General features: G+C 34.7%; 12 protein-coding genes. 9 read left to right on the top strand and 3 right to left on the bottom strand.

The window, feature by feature from the left end; all coding sequences use genetic code 11:
- Nucleotides 1–59: 59 nt before the first annotated feature.
- Nucleotides 60–2,051 carry an excinuclease ABC subunit UvrB gene (uvrB, locus tag BLV91_RS13005; RefSeq protein WP_091434043.1) on the top strand — a complete coding sequence of 664 codons (1,992 nt, stop codon included), beginning with the start codon at nucleotides 60–62 and terminating at the stop codon, nucleotides 2,049–2,051.
- Here uvrB and BLV91_RS13000 read toward each other — a convergent pair.
- Nucleotides 2,048–2,449 (bottom strand): excinuclease ABC subunit B, encoded by a 402-nt coding sequence (locus tag BLV91_RS13000; protein WP_091434041.1) that lies wholly within the window; start codon nucleotides 2,447–2,449, stop codon nucleotides 2,048–2,050. The two genes, uvrB and BLV91_RS13000, sit on opposite strands and share 4 nt — an antisense overlap.
- A gap of 58 nt (nucleotides 2,450–2,507) precedes the next feature.
- On the opposite strand from BLV91_RS13000, the gene BLV91_RS12995 reads away from it, so the two are divergent.
- The 5 genes from BLV91_RS12995 to BLV91_RS12975 all read left to right on the top strand — a co-directional run bounded on the left by BLV91_RS12995 (nucleotide 2,508) and on the right by BLV91_RS12975 (nucleotide 6,614).
- Complete coding sequence (locus BLV91_RS12995) at nucleotides 2,508–3,311, top strand: alpha/beta hydrolase (protein ID WP_091434039.1); 804 nt, start codon at nucleotides 2,508–2,510, stop codon at nucleotides 3,309–3,311.
- Nucleotides 3,312–3,374: 63 nt separating this feature from the next.
- Complete coding sequence (locus BLV91_RS12990) at nucleotides 3,375–4,391, top strand: dipeptide epimerase (RefSeq protein ID WP_091434038.1); 1,017 nt, start codon at nucleotides 3,375–3,377, stop codon at nucleotides 4,389–4,391.
- Nucleotides 4,392–5,417 carry an aminotransferase class I/II-fold pyridoxal phosphate-dependent enzyme gene (locus tag BLV91_RS12985; protein ID WP_091434036.1) on the top strand — a complete coding sequence of 342 codons (1,026 nt, stop codon included), beginning with the start codon at nucleotides 4,392–4,394 and terminating at the stop codon, nucleotides 5,415–5,417. It abuts the gene before it with no gap.
- 65 nt (nucleotides 5,418–5,482) lie between these two features.
- Nucleotides 5,483–5,947, top strand: a complete 465-nt coding sequence (locus BLV91_RS12980) for a DUF1456 family protein (RefSeq protein ID WP_040473818.1) — start codon at nucleotides 5,483–5,485, stop codon at nucleotides 5,945–5,947.
- Nucleotides 5,948–5,954: 7 nt separating this feature from the next.
- Nucleotides 5,955–6,614 carry an NAD(P)H-binding protein gene (locus BLV91_RS12975; RefSeq protein ID WP_091434034.1) on the top strand — a complete coding sequence of 220 codons (660 nt, stop codon included), beginning with the start codon at nucleotides 5,955–5,957 and terminating at the stop codon, nucleotides 6,612–6,614.
- Nucleotides 6,615–6,728: 114 nt separating this feature from the next.
- Here BLV91_RS12975 and sucC read toward each other — a convergent pair whose 3' ends face one another.
- Nucleotides 6,729–7,922 (bottom strand): ADP-forming succinate--CoA ligase subunit beta, encoded by a 1,194-nt coding sequence (gene sucC, locus BLV91_RS12970; RefSeq protein ID WP_091434031.1) that lies wholly within the window; start codon nucleotides 7,920–7,922, stop codon nucleotides 6,729–6,731.
- A 418-nt stretch (nucleotides 7,923–8,340) separates the two neighbouring features.
- On the opposite strand from sucC, the gene gltB reads away from it, so the two are divergent.
- The 3 genes from gltB to lysA all read left to right on the top strand — a co-directional run bounded on the left by gltB (nucleotide 8,341) and on the right by lysA (nucleotide 15,828).
- On the top strand, nucleotides 8,341–12,855 hold the full coding sequence (gene gltB, locus BLV91_RS12965) for a glutamate synthase large subunit (RefSeq protein WP_091434029.1): 4,515 nt from the start codon (nucleotides 8,341–8,343) through the stop codon (nucleotides 12,853–12,855).
- Nucleotides 12,856–12,857: 2 nt separating this feature from the next.
- Entirely contained in the window at nucleotides 12,858–14,312 is a 1,455-nt protein-coding gene (locus BLV91_RS12960) for a glutamate synthase subunit beta (RefSeq protein ID WP_091434027.1), read from the top strand.
- Nucleotides 14,313–14,610: 298 nt separating this feature from the next.
- Complete coding sequence (lysA, locus tag BLV91_RS12955; protein ID WP_091434025.1) at nucleotides 14,611–15,828, top strand: diaminopimelate decarboxylase; 1,218 nt, start codon at nucleotides 14,611–14,613, stop codon at nucleotides 15,826–15,828.
- Nucleotides 15,829–15,897: 69 nt separating this feature from the next.
- Here the strand turns inward: lysA and pafA are convergent, their stop codons facing one another.
- Nucleotides 15,898–17,511, bottom strand: a complete 1,614-nt coding sequence (pafA, locus tag BLV91_RS12950; RefSeq protein ID WP_091434023.1) for an alkaline phosphatase PafA — start codon at nucleotides 17,509–17,511, stop codon at nucleotides 15,898–15,900.
- Nucleotides 17,512–17,933 lie beyond the last annotated feature (422 nt).

Genomic DNA, 17,933 nt, shown 5'->3' with positions numbered 1-17,933 from the left:
ACAGAATAGTTTTAATCTTCGTAACTTTGTAATTCTAAAAACTTTGCCCCATAATACAAATGAATTTCGAAGTAGTTTCAGATTACCTACCCAAAGGCGACCAGCCACAAGCCATTGAAAAATTAACTCAAGGAATAATTGATGGTGATAAATTCCAAACATTATTAGGAGTTACCGGTTCAGGTAAAACCTTTACTGTGGCTAATGTTATTCAAGAAGTACAAAGACCGACCTTAGTTTTAGCGCACAATAAAACCTTAGCGGCTCAATTGTATTCAGAATTCAAACAATTTTTTCCAAATAATGCGGTCGAATATTTCGTTTCTTATTACGATTATTACCAGCCAGAAGCATTTATGCCCGTTACAGGTGTCTTTATCGAAAAAGATCTATCCATCAATGAGGAGTTAGAAAAGATGCGTTTGAGCACCACCTCTTCCCTACTCTCTGGTCGTAGAGACATATTGGTTGTTGCATCAGTTTCCTGTTTATACGGTATCGGAAATCCAGTCGAGTTTCAGAAAAATGTAATTGAGATTGAAAGAGATCAAACCATTTCACGAACCAAGTTATTACACAGCTTAGTTCAGAGTTTATATTCAAGAACAGAAGCTGACTTTACTCCCGGAAATTTCAGAATAAAAGGAGATACCGTAGAGGTTTATCCAAGTTATGCGGATGATGCTTTTCGAATCCATTTCTTCGGTGATGAAATTGAAGAAATAGAATCTTTTGATGTAAAAACAGCTGCAGTAATCGAGAAATTCGAAAAACTAACCATCTATCCCGCAAATATGTTTGTGACTTCGCCAGATGTATTGCAAGGTGCAATCTGGGAAATCCAACAAGATTTAGTAAAACAAGTCGATTATTTCAAAGAAATTGGAAAACATCTTGAAGCAAAAAGACTCGAAGAACGAACTAATTTCGATTTAGAAATGATTCGCGAATTAGGATATTGCTCCGGAATTGAAAATTACTCCCGTTATCTCGATGGAAGACTAGCTGGAACGAGACCGTTTTGCCTGTTGGATTATTTTCCAAAAGATTATCTAATGGTCGTTGACGAAAGTCACGTAACACTGTCACAAGTTCATGCTATGTATGGTGGTGACCGAAGTAGAAAGGAAAACTTAGTAGAATATGGTTTCCGACTTCCTGCTGCGATGGATAACCGTCCATTGAAATTTGAGGAATTTGAAGCAATGCAAAACCAAGTGATATACGTTTCAGCAACTCCTGCCGATTATGAATTGCAAAAAACAGAAGGTGTCGTCGTAGAGCAAGTGATTCGTCCTACCGGATTATTAGATCCAGTAATTGAAATCCGACCTAGTTTAAACCAAATTGACGATCTAATCGAGGAAATTCATGTTCGATGCGAACTAGATGAACGCGTTTTGATAACAACCTTAACCAAAAGAATGGCCGAGGAATTGGCAAAATACCTGACAAAAGTAAATATTCGTTGTCGTTATATCCATTCTGATGTAGACACATTAGAACGGATTGAAATCATGCAAGATTTACGAAAAGGTTTATTTGATGCTCTAATTGGCGTCAACTTACTTCGTGAAGGACTTGATTTACCTGAGGTCTCACTTGTTGCCATATTGGATGCCGATAAAGAAGGATTTTTGCGTAGTCATCGTTCCTTGACACAAACCATTGGACGTGCAGCGAGAAATCTAAATGGAAAAGCCATATTATATGCAGATAAAATTACTGCCAGTATGCAAAAGACTATTGACGAAACCAATTATCGTAGAAGCAAGCAAATTAATTTTAATGTAGCTAACAATCAGGTGCCTCAAGCGCTGAACAAAAAAATCGAAAGCGCTTTTACAAAAAATCCTCTAGTAGACTACGAACTTGGATTAACATTAAATGCTGCTGCAGAATCAGAAACGGAATATTTATCAAAAGCCGAAATCGAAAAACGCATTCGAGAAAAACGAAAATCGATGGAAAAAGCGGCAAAAGATTTAGATTTTATGCAAGCAGCAAAATTGCGAGATGACATTAAAAAATTACAAACACAATTAGGCTAATTACGTTCTTCTTTAAAAATACGCATTAAAACATCCCCTGAAATAACTGTATTTGGGGATTTCTCCATCTTTTTTAAAACTCGTTTGCTAGCTTCTGGATTCAAGCCCATCCTGATTGCGATTTCTTTTATAGCAACAGATTCTTTTATATGTAAAACTCCATCGCTATGCATCAAGAGTGCCAATCTATAAAACTGCTGGATGCGCTGAAACTCCGTCTTTATAGGTAATATGGGCAATTCCTGATGAAATAAATCATTGAAACCACCTTTTTCAATATTCAGTTCATTGGCAATCAGAAACAAAAATTCATATTCTCTTTTTTGCAAATGACCGTCAACCGTAGAAAACGCGATCATTTCTAAAAGTAAGCTCTTTTTTTCTTCGTATGTATTCATCAAATTATTAATTTTAGCTAAAATATCATTTTTATAATGAAAACCCTAAATCTTAATAATGATTAAACAATTTACTCTGGTTATACTATTTTTTTTTATTACAGGAAAAAACATAGCGCAACAAAGCACCGCCTCAAAACAAGTTTCTACTTTTACAATAGAAGCGCCACAATTAGAAACCTCAAAAAAGATATGGGTATACCTACCAAAGGGCTATTCCTCTTCCAATAAAAAGTATTCAGTTATTTACATGCATGATGCGCAAAATCTATTTGACTCAAAAACATCTTATGCAGGAGAATGGAATGTTGATGAAAAACTAGACAGTATCAATGCTCAAGTAATTGTAATAGGCATCGAACATGGAAATGAAAAACGAATGGACGAGCTTACTCCTTATAAAAATGAAAAATATGGCGGAGGGAATGCAGATGCCTATCTTGAATTTATCGTTAAAACCTTAAAGCCGAAAATTGACAGCACATACAGAACCAAAACTAAATCAAGAAATACAATAATCATGGGAAGTTCTCTCGGCGGTTTGGTTTCCTATTATGCAGTACTTACATATCCCAAAATATTTGGCAAGGCTGCTGTTTTCTCACCATCGTTCTGGTTTTCGAATAAAATATACGACTTAGCCAAAGAAAATAAGAAGATGAAAACTAAGATTTACTTCCTGTGTGGCGACAAGGAAAGCGAAGATATGGTCTCTGACCTAAACAAAATGGAAACAATTGTCAACCAAAAAAGATGCAGCTGTCTTCATTTAACAAAAAAAGTTATTGTAAAAAATGGCGAACACAACGAAAAATTATGGCGAGATGGTTTTTCAGATGCTGTAAAATGGCTCGGCTATTAATATAACCACTGACTTCATTCAAAAAAGAAATATTTAACTCAAATTTTATACACACGCTTACTTATGGAACTGATATTAAGAGCATACGACCTAAAGTTAAAACACACATTTACCATTTCACGAGAGTCGATAGACAATCAACCTTCTTTGATTGTAGAATTAAAAAGTGACGGTTTTTCAGGTTTCGGAGAAGCAACATCAAATCCATATTATAAAACAACCGTTCCAGTAATGATGGCCGATTTGAATAAAATTCGCTCCATAATCGAATCTACCACAGACGAAACTCCAGAAATGTTTTGGGCAAAAACACATCCATATCTAAAAGAGGATATGTTTGCATTATGTGCTTTGGACATGGCCTATAATGATTTGTACGCTCGTAAAAAAGGAAAAAAATTATATGAGTTATGGGATTATACGATCGATAAAAACCCACTCACAGATTACACTATCGGAATTGCTTCTATAGAGAAAATGGTAGCTAAAATGAAGGAATTGCCTTGGCCGATTTACAAAATCAAGTTGGGAACCAAAGAAGATATTAAAATTGTAACCGAACTTCGAAAACATACTGATGCCATTTTTAGAATTGACGCAAACTGTGGCTGGGGAGTGGAAGAAACTATTAATAATGCAGTTGCGTTAAAAAAATTGGGAGTAGAATTCCTAGAACAACCCATGAAGGCAGATAATTGGGAAGGACACAAAGAAGTATTCAAACATTCCGTTTTACCTGTTATAGCTGATGAAAGTTGCATTTTAGAAGAAGATGTTGCCAAATGTCACAATCATTTTCATGGTGTCAATGTAAAACTGGTGAAATGTGGCGGATTAACACCTGGAAGAAGAATGATTCAACAAGCAAAATCACTTGGCTTAAAAACGATGGTTGGCTGTATGACTGAATCATCAGTAGGAATCTCAGCTATTGCACATTTACTTCCTCAATTGGATTATGTAGATATGGATGGTGCTTTATTGCTGGCAGAAGACATTGCAACTGGTGTAACAATTAAAGATGGAGTAATATCCTATTCTGAATTAAATGGTACTGGAGTTACTTTAAACGCACTATAAATGAGGGTTAATAAGTTTCCAGATCGAATAATTAAAATAGACAACGACGATTATTTATATTTTGGTGGGACTGCCTATTTAGGTTTGCCCACCAATATTGAGTTTCAAAACATTCTTGTAAAGAATATTTTGCATTGGGGAAGTTCTTATGGCAGTTCCAGAAGCGCTAACATTAAACTGACCGCCTACGAACATGGGGAACATTTTCTGGCCAAATTTATCAAAGCTGATGCTGCACTTACGACTTCATCTGGAATGTTAGCGGGAAAATTAATCATTGACACTTTAAATGCTCAAACGGACTGCTTTTTTCATTTTCCTGATACTCATACTGCTATTAAAACACCCGATAGTATTCCTTTTTTTATTGGAACAGAACTAAACCCACGCATACTGGACGATGTACAAGAAAAAATAACAATTCTAACAGACTCGTTTCCTTCCTTTCAAATAAAAGAGATTGACCTTTCGGTTTTAAACTTGATTCCAAATAATAAAGAAATCACATTAGTTGTTGACGAATCCCATTCACTTGGGATCTTAGGTACAAATGGCTGCGGTATTTATTCTTCTATTGATTATCCAAATATCAAAAGAAAAATCATGCTATCGTCTTTAGGGAAAGCCTTTGGTTTAACTGGAGGTGTAATCGCCAGCGATTCTGAATTTATCAAACAAATCGCTAACAATACTGTTTTTATCTCAAGCGCTGGTATGAATCCGGCTTTTGCCCAAACAATAGCTGATGCCGAAGAAATTTACATTCGACAAAATCAAAAGTTAAAAGACAATTTAAATTATCTCAACGAACATTTATTGCCATCGAAGGCCTTTAGTTTTAATCATGAGTATCCCATGATTTATCCTGAAGATGCAAATAGTGCTGAAATTTTCGCTTCTAATAAAATAATAATTACAAATTTCAAATACACCTCGGCTGCTAAAGATTTAAACCGAATTGTAATTACTGCCAATCATAAAAAAGAAGATTTAGACAAAATAATTAGCATTCTAAACCAGAGCTAATTCAAAAATCAAAATTGACGCATAAATACTTTAAAAACGTACCTTTGTAAAAAATATAGAATATGATGACAAATAACGATATCTTCAAAAAACTCCGCGTTGCTTTAATGCTACGTGATGACCAAATAGTTGAAATTTTAGAATTGGTAGACTTTAGAATTACTAAATCTGAATTAGGCGCTTTTTTCCGTGACGAAAAACATGAAAACTACATGGAATGTGGTGATCAAGTATTACGTAATTTTTTAAACGCTTTGGTGATCCATTTGCGTGGAACAAAAGAAAACCCTAAAAACCCAAATGATGTTTTAGCAAAACACAAAGCGCAAATTCCAGCAAAAGAAGGAGCGAAAGAAAGACCAGAATTTAAAGCTAAACCAAGAGACGAAGAAAAGTCAAGAGGGGATCAAAGTCCTTCAAAATCAAAATCGGCTACTAAAAAACCTTCTAAAAAGCAATATCCAAAAGGAAACGCAAAAGTTCAGGTAGTAGAGAAAGTAAAATACAATTTTGGTAAGGATAAAAAGTAATCATTACATGAAGACAGCTTTAATTATAGGTAGTACTGGTTTAATTGGTTCCCATTTATTGGAACTCTTATTGAACAGTGCCGACTATGAAAAAGTAGTCACATTCGCAAGAAGTCCTACAGAAGTAAAACATCCGAAATTAACACAACATATTGTAGATTTCAACAAACCGGAAACTTATAAAGATCTTGTTACTGGTGATGATTTCTTTTGTACCATTGGTACAACAATCAAAACAGCGGGAAGTAAAGAGGCATTTAGAAAAGTTGATTTTGTATATCCGAGCCAGTTTGCAACTTTTGCTATGCAAAATAAAGTCAAACAATTTCTTGTTATTTCATCCTTAGGAGCTGATGTAAATTCAGGGAATTTTTACCTGAAAACAAAAGGCGAAATTCAAACTTTTCTTAAAGCTTGCGATTTCGAAAACGTTTCAGTATTACAACCTTCACTTCTATTGGGAAACCGTAACGAATTTAGATTAGGAGAAAAAGCGGGTGCTTTTTTCATGAAAGCCTTCTCTTTTCTACTTATAGGAAAATTGAAAAAATACAAACCTATTGAAAGTACTACCGTTGCAAAGGCACTTTTAAAAATTGCCCAAAAAAATACTCCAGGATTTCACATATATGAATCCGACGTTATTCAAAAAATAGGAGATCGTTAAAAAACAACAACTGAGTAAAACTCAATTTTATTATTTTTAGACCTCATTATAAAGCATAAAAAAATCCTGTTCGCCTCAGCAAACAGGATTTTTAAATATATAACTATTTTGTAATTAAGAAAGTGCTGCCGTTACTTGATCAGCTGCTTCTTGAAATTCAACAGCAGATAAAATTGGCATTCCTGAATTATCAATTAATTCTTTTGCAATAGCTGCATTTGTACCTTGTAAACGAACAATGATTGGCACATTAATAGCATCACCCATGTTTTTGTAAGCATCAACAACTCCTTGTGCCACACGGTCACAACGAACGATACCTCCAAAAATATTAATCAAAATTGCTTTTACGTTTGGATCTTTTAAGATAATACGGAAAGCAGTTTCAACACGTTTTGCATCAGCAGTTCCTCCTACGTCAAGAAAGTTTGCAGGCTCAAAACCAGCATACTTAATTAAATCCATAGTTGCCATTGCTAATCCAGCTCCGTTAACCATACATCCTACAGTACCATCAAGGTCAACGTAGTTTAATCCTACTTCTTTTGCTTCTACTTCGATTGGATTCTCCTCACGGATATCACGCATATCAGCATACGCTTTTTGTCTGTATAAAGCATTATCATCGATATTTACTTTAGCATCTACAGCCATGATTTTATTATCAGATGTTTTTAAAACCGGGTTGATTTCAAACATTGATGCATCAGATCCAATATATGCATTGTATAGAGAATCGATAAATTTTACCATTTCTTTGAAAGCATTTCCAGAAAGACCTAGATTAAAGGCAATTCTTCTTGCTTGAAAACCTTGTAATCCAACAGCAGGATCAATTTCCTCTGTAAAGATTAAATGAGGTGTGTGTTCTGCTACTTCTTCAATATCCATTCCACCTTCAGTAGAATACATAATCATATTACGTCCTGTAGCTCTATTCAACAATACAGATACATAAAACTCAGAAGTTTCAGTTTCTCCAGGATAATAAACGTCTTCAGCAACTAATACTTTGTGTACTTTTTTACCTTCAGCAGAAGTTTGAGGAGTAACTAATTGCATTCCGATAATTTGTCCTGCAATTTCTTCAACTTGTTCTAGGTTTTTTGCTAATTTAACTCCACCACCTTTTCCACGTCCACCTGCATGAACTTGCGCTTTAATTACGTACCAACTCGTTCCCGTTTCAGTAGTTAATTGTTTTGCAGCAGCAACAGCTTCAACTGCATTATTAGCAACGATTCCACGTTGAATGCGAACTCCGTAGCTAGCTAAAATCTCTTTTCCTTGATATTCGTGTATGTTCATAATATAGAATTTGTCTGGATCCTGAATTTATTTCAGAATATAAGTGGCACAAAAATAGCAAAATTCATCTAAAAAGAGAAATCTTTTTCCCATTTAAAAAAGGAAACCTAATTTTCTTCAAAATTTTGAATATTTCAGCACAATTATTGTCTTAATAAAGCATTTGAAAATTAGGAGTCTCTTAATACTATATCGTTTGAAATTTTCGACGCAGAAGTAGCATTTCCCCTCTATTTTTTGTTAATTTCTGCATTTTTAACCAAAAGTGATTATTAATTTGATAATTCAGCCATGGTTAAAAATTATTATTATTATTTATTCAACGTTTTTATACTATTACTGCAAAAATATGTCATAATTCCCGTTTTTAATACATTAAAACTACCGAATACTTTATTTTTGTAAAAAACTATTAAGCATGAAAGTTAAAGAACAAGGCCTTTACCTTCCCGAATTTGAGCACGACAACTGTGGAGCGGGATTTATTTGTAATTTAAATGGAATTAAGTCTAACGACATCATTCATAAAGCACTAGATATCCTAATTAAATTAGAGCATCGTGGCGCAGTTAGTGCAGATGGAAGAACTGGAGATGGAGCTGGAATTCTTTTTGATATCCCACATGATTTCTTTAAAAAAGTATGTGACTTTGAAATCCCAGAAACAAGAGAGTATGCTGTTGGAATGGTCTTTTTACCAAAAAAGAAAAACCAAGTCAAATTTTGCATGGATACTTTTGAAAGTGCAGTGCGCGATCAAAAATTGAATGTCTTAGGCTGGAGAGACGTACCAGTCGACATTGCTTATCTTGGAAAAATTGCAGCCGAAAAAGAACCTACGGTAAAACAAATTTTTATTAGCAAAAACGGATTGGATTTAACTGAGCAACAGTTCAACGCCAAACTTTTTGCAGCCAGAAAAATAGCAGAACATCAAATACGAAATTCTAAAATTTCGGAAAGTCATATGTTCTATTTTTCTAGTTTGTCTACCACTACTATAATATATAAAGGACTACTAATGCCGGAAGACATTAGCGGTTACTATACTGATTTATCAGATACTGATTTAGTGACTCGGCTTGCTCTAGTTCACCAGCGTTTTTCTACAAATACCTTCCCTTCTTGGGAATTGGCACAACCATTTCGCTATATGTGTCATAATGGAGAAATAAACACGCTTCGTGGAAATGTCAGCAGAATGCGCGCCCGTGAAGAATTAATGCAAAGTGACATTTTTGGAGATGACATCAAAAAAATGTTTCCTATTATATTAGAAGGAAAATCTGATTCTGCTTCTATGGATATGGTTATCGAATTATTATTGATGACTGGTCGTTCGTTACCAGAAGCAATGATGATGGTCGTTCCTGAAGCTTGGGAAAAACACCAAACCATGTCTGATGACAAAAAAGCATTTTACGAATACAATGCTTGTATCATGGAACCATGGGATGGACCTGCTTCTATTCCGTTTACTGATGGTAATGTTATTGGTGCTTTATTGGATAGAAATGGACTACGTCCTTCTCGATATACACTTACTAAAGGCGGTTTCGTAATTATGGCTTCTGAAATTGGTGTTCTTGACATCAAACCGGAAGATGTAGTACAACATGGTCGATTAGAGCCGGGAAAAATGTTCCTTGTAGACATGAACGAAGGTCGTATCATTGAAGATGATGAGATTAAAAATGCAATCGTAACCAAACGTCCTTATAGAAAATGGTTAAACGAGAACCTACTGCAATTGGCAAAGGTACCGTATACGAATAATGAAACGCCTACAGAAAATATTGATTTCGAAACAAGATTGCGTTTGTTCGGATATACTATTGAGGATTTAAAGACGATTATAAACCCAATGAGTGCTAAAGGAACCGAAGTCATTAGCTCTATGGGTAATGACACTCCGCTAGCAGTATTATCAGATCAACCACAACTTTTATATAACTATTTCAAGCAGTTATTTGCTCAGGTTACTAATCCTCCTTTGGATGGTATTCGTGAAGAAATAATTACCGATATCAGTTTAGCAATTGGTGGCGATTACAATATTTTCGATATTGAATCAAAACATTGTAAAAAACTTAAAATCCAGAATCCTGTTATTTCAAAAGAGGATTTAGATAAAATAAAAAACATTGATCATCCTGATTTTAAATCAGCATCAATATCTACTTTATATAAAATAGAAAAAGGAGCTAATGGTTTAGAACGCGCATTAGAAAAATGTGTACAAGCTACCTACAAAGCCGTTCAGGAAGGATATAACATTATCATTCTATCTGACAGAGGTGTAAGCGAAGAAATGGCTCCAATACCAATGTTATTAGCATGTTCCTATATTCATCATTCATTGAATATATTACAGGTTCGTTCAAAATTCGGAATTATTATCGAATCAGCTGAACCACGAGAACCACATCATTTTGCTTTATTATTTGGTTACGGCGCTAGTGCTATTAACCCTTATTTGGTAAATGAAATTATCCGTGACGAGGTAAACAAAGGTTTTATTACTGATATAAAAGCAGATTACGCAATTGCAAACTATAATAAAGCTATTGCAAAAGGGATTCTGAAAATCATGAACAAAATTGGAATTTCTACTTTACATTCTTATAGAGCTGCCCAAATTTTTGAAATATTAGGTTTAAACAAAACTTTCAGCACAAAATATTTCCCATATACTCCTTCAAGAATAGAAGGTATTGGAATCATTGAAGTGGAAAAAGAAATTAAAAAAAGATACCAAAAAGCTTTTCCAAATTCTAAAATCGCCAGCCTTTTACCTTTGGAAATTGGTGGTATTTACAGATGGAGAAGAACAGGTGAAAAACATATGTTTAATCCAACTACAATTGCAAAATTGCAACAAGCAGTACGATTAAACAGCCCTGAGAGTTACAAGGAATATTCTACAATGGTTAATGACCAAAGTAAAAACCTAATGACAATTAGAGGTTTATTCGAATTCAACAACCTAGATCCAATCTCAATTGACGAAGTCGAGCCTTGGACTGAAATCGTGAAAAAATTCAAAACTGGTGCCATGTCTTATGGTTCTATCAGTCAGGAAGCTCATGAAAACTTGGCAATTGCCATGAATAGAATTGGCGGAAAAAGTAATTCTGGTGAAGGAGGAGAAGATCCTTCACGTTTCATAAAAGACTTAAACGGTGATTCTAAAAATAGTGCCATCAAACAAGTTGCCTCTGGAAGATTTGGAGTATCTATCAATTATTTGACTAGTGCCAAAGAAATCCAAATTAAAATGGCTCAAGGTGCAAAACCGGGAGAAGGTGGACAATTACCTGGTGCAAAAGTAGTACCATGGATTGCAAAAGTGAGAAACTCTACACCTTATGTAGGTTTGATTTCTCCTCCTCCACATCATGATATTTATTCTATTGAGGATTTATCTCAACTGATTTTTGATTTAAAAAATGCCAATCGTGAAGCTCGTGTGAACGTAAAATTAGTTTCTGAAGTAGGTGTTGGAACAATTGCTGCCGGAGTTGCTAAAGCAAAAGCGGATGTAATTTTGATTTCAGGATACGACGGAGGAACTGGAGCTGCTCCATTAACTTCTTTACAACATACAGGTATTCCATGGGAACTTGGACTTGCAGAAGCACAACAAACTTTAATCTTAAATGATTTGAGAAGTCGTGTAGTATTAGAATGTGACGGACAACTAAAAACAGGTCGTGATGTCGCTATTGCTGCCTTACTTGGAGCTGAGGAATTTGGTTTTGCAACAGCACCATTAGTAGCATCAGGTTGTATCATGATGAGAGCTTGTCACTTGAATACTTGCCCAGTGGGAATTGCAACTCAGGATCCTGAACTAAGAAAGAACTTTAAAGGAACACCAGAGCATGTTATTAACTTCATGTATTTTATTGCTGAAGAGTTAAGAGAAATCATGGCACAATTAGGGTTTAGAACCTTAAAAGAAATGGTAGGACAGTCACAAAAACTGAATGTCAACAAAGCCATCAAGCATTACAAAACAAGCGGTTTAGATTTATCTAACATCCTTTATAAACCAGAGGAAGCTAAATCAGTACCAAATCATAATACAACAACTCAAGATCATGCACTAGATAATGTACTTGATTTTGAAATTATAAAAGCAGCGATTCCTTCTATTTATAGAAAAGAAAAAACAAGAGTTACATTTGACATTAAAAACACAGACCGTTCTGTGGGTGCCATTTTGAGTAATGAAATTTCAAAAATATACGGTGCACAAGGATTACCTGAGGATACCATATTAGTAGATTTCACAGGTTCAGCTGGACAAAGTTTTGGTGCATTTGCAACAAACGGATTGTCATTTAAAATTCACGGAAACTGTAATGACTATTTAGGAAAAGGGCTTTCAGGAGGAAAATTAATTATTAAAGTTCCGCCTACTGCTACCTTCAAACCGGAAGAAAACATCATCATAGGAAATGTGGCACTTTACGGAGCCATAACGGGTGAGGCCTACATAAACGGAATGGCTGGTGAACGTTTCGGAGTAAGAAATTCTGGAGCAATCGCGGTTGTCGAAGGAATTGGAGATCACGGATGTGAGTACATGACCGGAGGAACAGTCGTAGTGCTGGGTAAAACAGGTAGAAATTTCGCCGCCGGAATGAGTGGGGGTGTTGCCTATGTTTTCGATGAGAAAAAACAATTCGAAAATGGATTATGCAATATGGAAATGGTAGCATTGGAAACATTGGAAAACGAAGATTTAGTAAAACTGAAACGTTTAATTAAAAATCACTCTATGTATACCAACAGCCCATTAGCCAAAAGAATTTTGGAAGACTGGGAAAACCAAACCAACCATTTTGTCAAAGTAATGCCTACTGATTACAAAATAGCATTACAAAGAATGGCAGATGAAAAGAAAATTGAAGAATTAATAGCATAGTCATGGGAAAAATAGGTGGATTTAAAGAATACAATAGAACGGACGAAAGCAACACAATAGTTACGGAACGTGTATCAAACTATAACGAGTTTACGATTCCGTTGTCTAAAGAAAAAATAAAAGAACAAGGTTCAAGATGTATGGATTGTGGAATCCCATTTTGTCATAGTTCCTGTCCATTAGGAAATTTAATTCCTGATTTTAACGACATGGTACATCAAGAAGAATGGCAAAGTGCATTGGAAATATTGCAATCAACAAATAACTTTCCAGAATTCACAGGTCGCTTATGCCCTGCTCCATGTGAGAAATCATGTGTTTTAGGAATCATAGAAGAGCCTGTTGCTATTGAAAATATTGAAAAAAATATTGTCGAAAGAGGTTTTGCAGAAGGATGGATAAAACCACAAACACCAGCAGTACGAACAGGAAAAACAGTAGCCGTTATTGGTTCTGGACCTGCTGGACTTGCAGCTGCACAACAATTAAACAGAGCAGGACATACTGTAACTGTTTTTGAGAGAGACAATGCAATTGGAGGTTTACTACGTTACGGAATTCCAAATTTCAAATTAGAAAAAGGAATTATCGACAGACGTGTGAAAATTCTAGAAGCAGAAGGAATCACTTTTAAAACCAATGTAAATGTTGGTGTTAATTATAGTGTGGACCAATTGAATGAATTTGATTCAATCGTTTTGTGTGGTGGTGCTACTGAAAGAAGAAGCTTACCTACAAAAGGGATTGAAACAAAAGGAGTTGTTCAAGCTATGGACTTCTTGACACAGCAAACTAAGGTGATTTACGGAGAAGAAATTCCTGACCAAATCAAAGCTACTGGTAAAGATGTTATCGTTATAGGTGGTGGAGATACGGGTTCTGACTGTGTAGGAACTTCAAACAGACATGGTGCAAAATCAGTTACTAATTTCGAAATCATGCCTAAACCTCCAGTAGGAAGAAGCGAAACTACGCCTTGGCCATTTTGGCCTTTGCAATTGAAAACATCTTCTTCACACGAAGAAGGCTGTGACAGAAATTGGTTGATAAACACTAAAGAATTTATCGCAAATGAAAACGGCGAATTGGTTGGACTTAAAACTGTTGAAGTATCTTGGAAAATAACTCCAGGACAAAGACCAGAACTAATAGAAAAAGAAGGTTCAGAGAAAACTTGGCCATGTGATTTAGCATTACTAGCCTTAGGTTTTACTGGTCCTGAAAAGACTTTAAGCAGTCAACTAGGCTTAGAACTAGACATGCGAAGCAACTACAAAGCAACAAATTATAAAACGAATGTACCTAACATATTTACAGCTGGAGATATGCGCAGAGGGCAGTCGCTAATTGTTTGGGCAATCTCTGAAGGTCGTGAGGCCGCTAGGGAAGTTGATTTATATTTGATGGGGTCTACAAACTTGCCTACAAAAGGAAGCGGTGATTTGCCAAGCTTATAGTAAACATAAAATACGATCAATAAAGCTGTCAAAAAGTAATTTCTGGCAGCTTTTTTTGTTTATGGGGTGTCCCAGCATACACTATCGTTCCTGCTGCGTCGGGCTATCCGCTACAAGTCCTCGTCACTTTCGCTATCGCTCTAGTGTCTGCGGGCTTTTCACTACTATCCCTCACCCATTTTTTTGTAAAACAGTTATTTTTGTTCAATTTAAAACATTTTGTTATAAATTGTTACAATTTCAATATTCGCTTGCCGTATTCATAAAAGAATAATAAATTTGCTAAAAATCCATAACAATGCAACCAAAAGACTTACTTCAGTTAACAGAACAATTTGGCAGTCCAATATATGTTTACGATGCCGAAAAAATAAAATCGCAATACAATAGATTAACAAAAGCTTTTTCTAAGGTAGATAACTTGCGTATCAATTACGCAATGAAAGCATTGTCTAATGTAGCCATCCTTCAACTACTAAGAGAAATGGGATCCGGTTTAGATACCGTTTCTATTCAAGAAGTACTTTTAGGTCTTCATGCGGGATACGCACCAGAAAAAATATTCTATACCCCAAACGGAGTATCTCTTGAAGAAATCGAAGAGGTAAACGCAATGGGAGTTCAAATAAACATTGACAACCTTTCTATATTAGAGCAATTTGGTGCAAAACATCCAAATGTTCCTGTATGTATCCGTATCAACCCGCATGTTATGGCAGGTGGTAACACAAATATATCAGTAGGTCACATAGACAGTAAATTTGGTATCTCAATTCACCAGCTACCGCATTTAGTTCGTATTGTTGAAAATACTAAAATGAACATTGTAGGTATTCACATGCATACAGGTTCTGACATCCTTGATATCGAAGTGTTTTTATATGCTGCTGAAATATTGTTTGATGCTGCAAAAAACTTTAAAAACCTAGAATTTTTAGATTTCGGAAGTGGATTTAAAGTTCCTTACAAAAAAGATGATATCGAAACAGATATTGAAGAGTTAGGAAAAAAACTTTCTAAAAGATTCAACGCTTTTTGCAAAGAATACGGAAAAGAGTTAACTCTAATCTTCGAACCAGGAAAATTTTTAGTTAGTGAAGCAGGATCTTTTTTAGTAAAAGTAAATGTAATCAAACAAACAACTTCAACAGTTTTCGCAGGTGTCGATAGTGGTTTCAATCACTTAATCCGCCCAATGTTATATGGTTCACAACACCAAATTGATAATATCTCAAATCCAAAAGGGAAAGAAAGATTCTATTCAGTTGTAGGATATATTTGTGAAACAGACACCTTTGCTAATAACAGAAGAATTCCTGAAATAAAAGAAGGTGATATTTTAAGTTTTAGAAATGCAGGTGCTTATTGCTATTCAATGGCTTCGAACTATAACTCTAGATACAGACCAGCTGAAGTTTTATGGATGAATGGTCAAGGATATTTAATCCGTGCACATGAAACTTTTGAAGATTTATTAAAAAATCAAATTCCATTACCAATAGAAGCTACTGTTTAAAAAAATAGAGAGCCATAAAAAAAAGCTGTGTTTACAAAAACACAGCTTTTTTTATGACTTCAAACTAAATTAGTCCTTCAAAACTTCCTCAAGTACATTAGCTTCAGTTCCATTTGGAAATGCAACTTTTATCTTCTGCGCAATTGTTGGTGCTATTTGAGTAATTTCTTTTTTATTATACGACTCCCCTTTTTTAATATGCCATCCGTAAAAAATAGCAGGAACGTGAGTATCATAGGAATAAATAGTTCCATGCGAAGTACCAGTACCCTGATATTCAATATACCCAGGTTTGTCTAAAATTACTATGTCCCCATTTTGAGTAACATCATACCCTTTAGCTATAAAATTTAAAAAATAATCACTCCCTGTTGATTTCAAAATTTCTTCCTCAGTATAAACTCTTTTTACATAATCTTGCGTCATTAAATACCCTTTAAAAGCCTCTTTAACTACATTCAAATCTAGATTCTTAGCTTTTATAGTTTCTTTATTAAAAAATAAATTGAAACTAGAGTAATTCAAAACTAAATCAGCTCCAAAAGTTTTGATAGAGAAATCCTTTAAATTATTTCTAATGTCTTTAGGACTTATACTGTTCACATTATATTTACGATCTTTTAAATAATTAACATTTTCTGCACCTGCATGATCTGCAGTCAAAAACAATAAGTAATTGTCCTTACCAACCGTTTTATCTAAATAATTCAAAAACTCAGCTATTGTTTGATCCAGTCTCAAATATGTATCTTGTAATTCCATCGATCTAGGTCCTAATAAATGACCTACATAATCTGTAGAAGAAAAACTAACAGTCAAGAAATCTGTGATATTGTCTTTCCCTAATTCCTCTTTCTCGATTGCTTTCATCGCAAATTCAGCCAATAAATTATTTCCAAATGGAGTAGAGCGAATTACTCCCGCATCATTCTTAGCATACATATCCTTTAAATCATAAGGGAATACTGGAGCTGCACTATTATACAATTTACCTTCGTACGGATTATTATCCTCTAGACTTTCATCATAGGTACTCTTTGGTTTCAATAAATCCCATCCTTTATTGATATACGGCATATAGTGTTTCTCTTCATTGAATTTTTCAACCCAACTTGGAAGTTTTTCACCATAAAAAGTACTAGAAATAAAAGAACCAGTCTTACTATACCAAAATGCCCAATTTGCAAAATGACCTGCCGGTAAAATAGCCCCACGATCTTTAAGGCTCATTCCAATCACCTTACCTTTGAAATTAGTACCCATTCTCAATTCATCAGTAATCGTAGTAGTTAAGAGATTTCTAGGAGACATTTCACCTTCTTCTTTTGTTCCATCTCCAACAGTACTTACACTTGCGTCATCAGTACAATACATTTCCGTACCTAACTTTCTACTAAACCACTCATTACTTACAATTCCGTGAGTTGCTGGAGTCGTTCCCGTATAAATAGAAGCGTGTCCTGGAGCAGTATATGTGGGCATATAATTAAAATGCATATTTTGAAAAGTGTACCCATTCCCCATTAATCTTTTGAAACCATCATTAGAAAAATCATTAGAAAACCGATACAAATATTCCATTTTCATTTGATCAACAACGATACCAACAACCAATTTAGGTCGCTCTTGTGCTTGTAAATTTGACATGCCAATAACTGCCAAAAACAAAATCAGTTTTTTCATCTTTAAATATATTTTTGGACACAAAAATACACATTAAACCATAAACTCATTTAAATCATACCTAAGAATGACTAAGAACTAAATTGATTTAACATTTAATTAAACATTTCATGAAGCCAATAATAAAATATAACGATTACCAGCACATGATCTAACGTTAAAAGTCGAAATCATAAAACGTATTCTCAACACAAATAAGTTAAGGATCAAGTCTAAATGTTGTGGGGAAATATATAAATAACGACTTTTGCATTTATAAAATATATCTCAATGCAAGATTCCTACAGCGAACTGATCAAGTTATTATTGCCAGAAATTATTGTTGAATATTTCGAACTTACTTCCTATAAAAAGGGAGATGAAATCCTCCACCTTTACTTAAAAGAGGTTAATTCGATTCCTAAAGAATATCTGCAATCTAG

It is taken from the genome of Flavobacterium degerlachei (assembly GCF_900106645.1).
Taxonomy (GTDB): domain Bacteria; phylum Bacteroidota; class Bacteroidia; order Flavobacteriales; family Flavobacteriaceae; genus Flavobacterium; species Flavobacterium degerlachei.
This window is presented reverse-complemented; position numbering and strand designations above follow the sequence as displayed.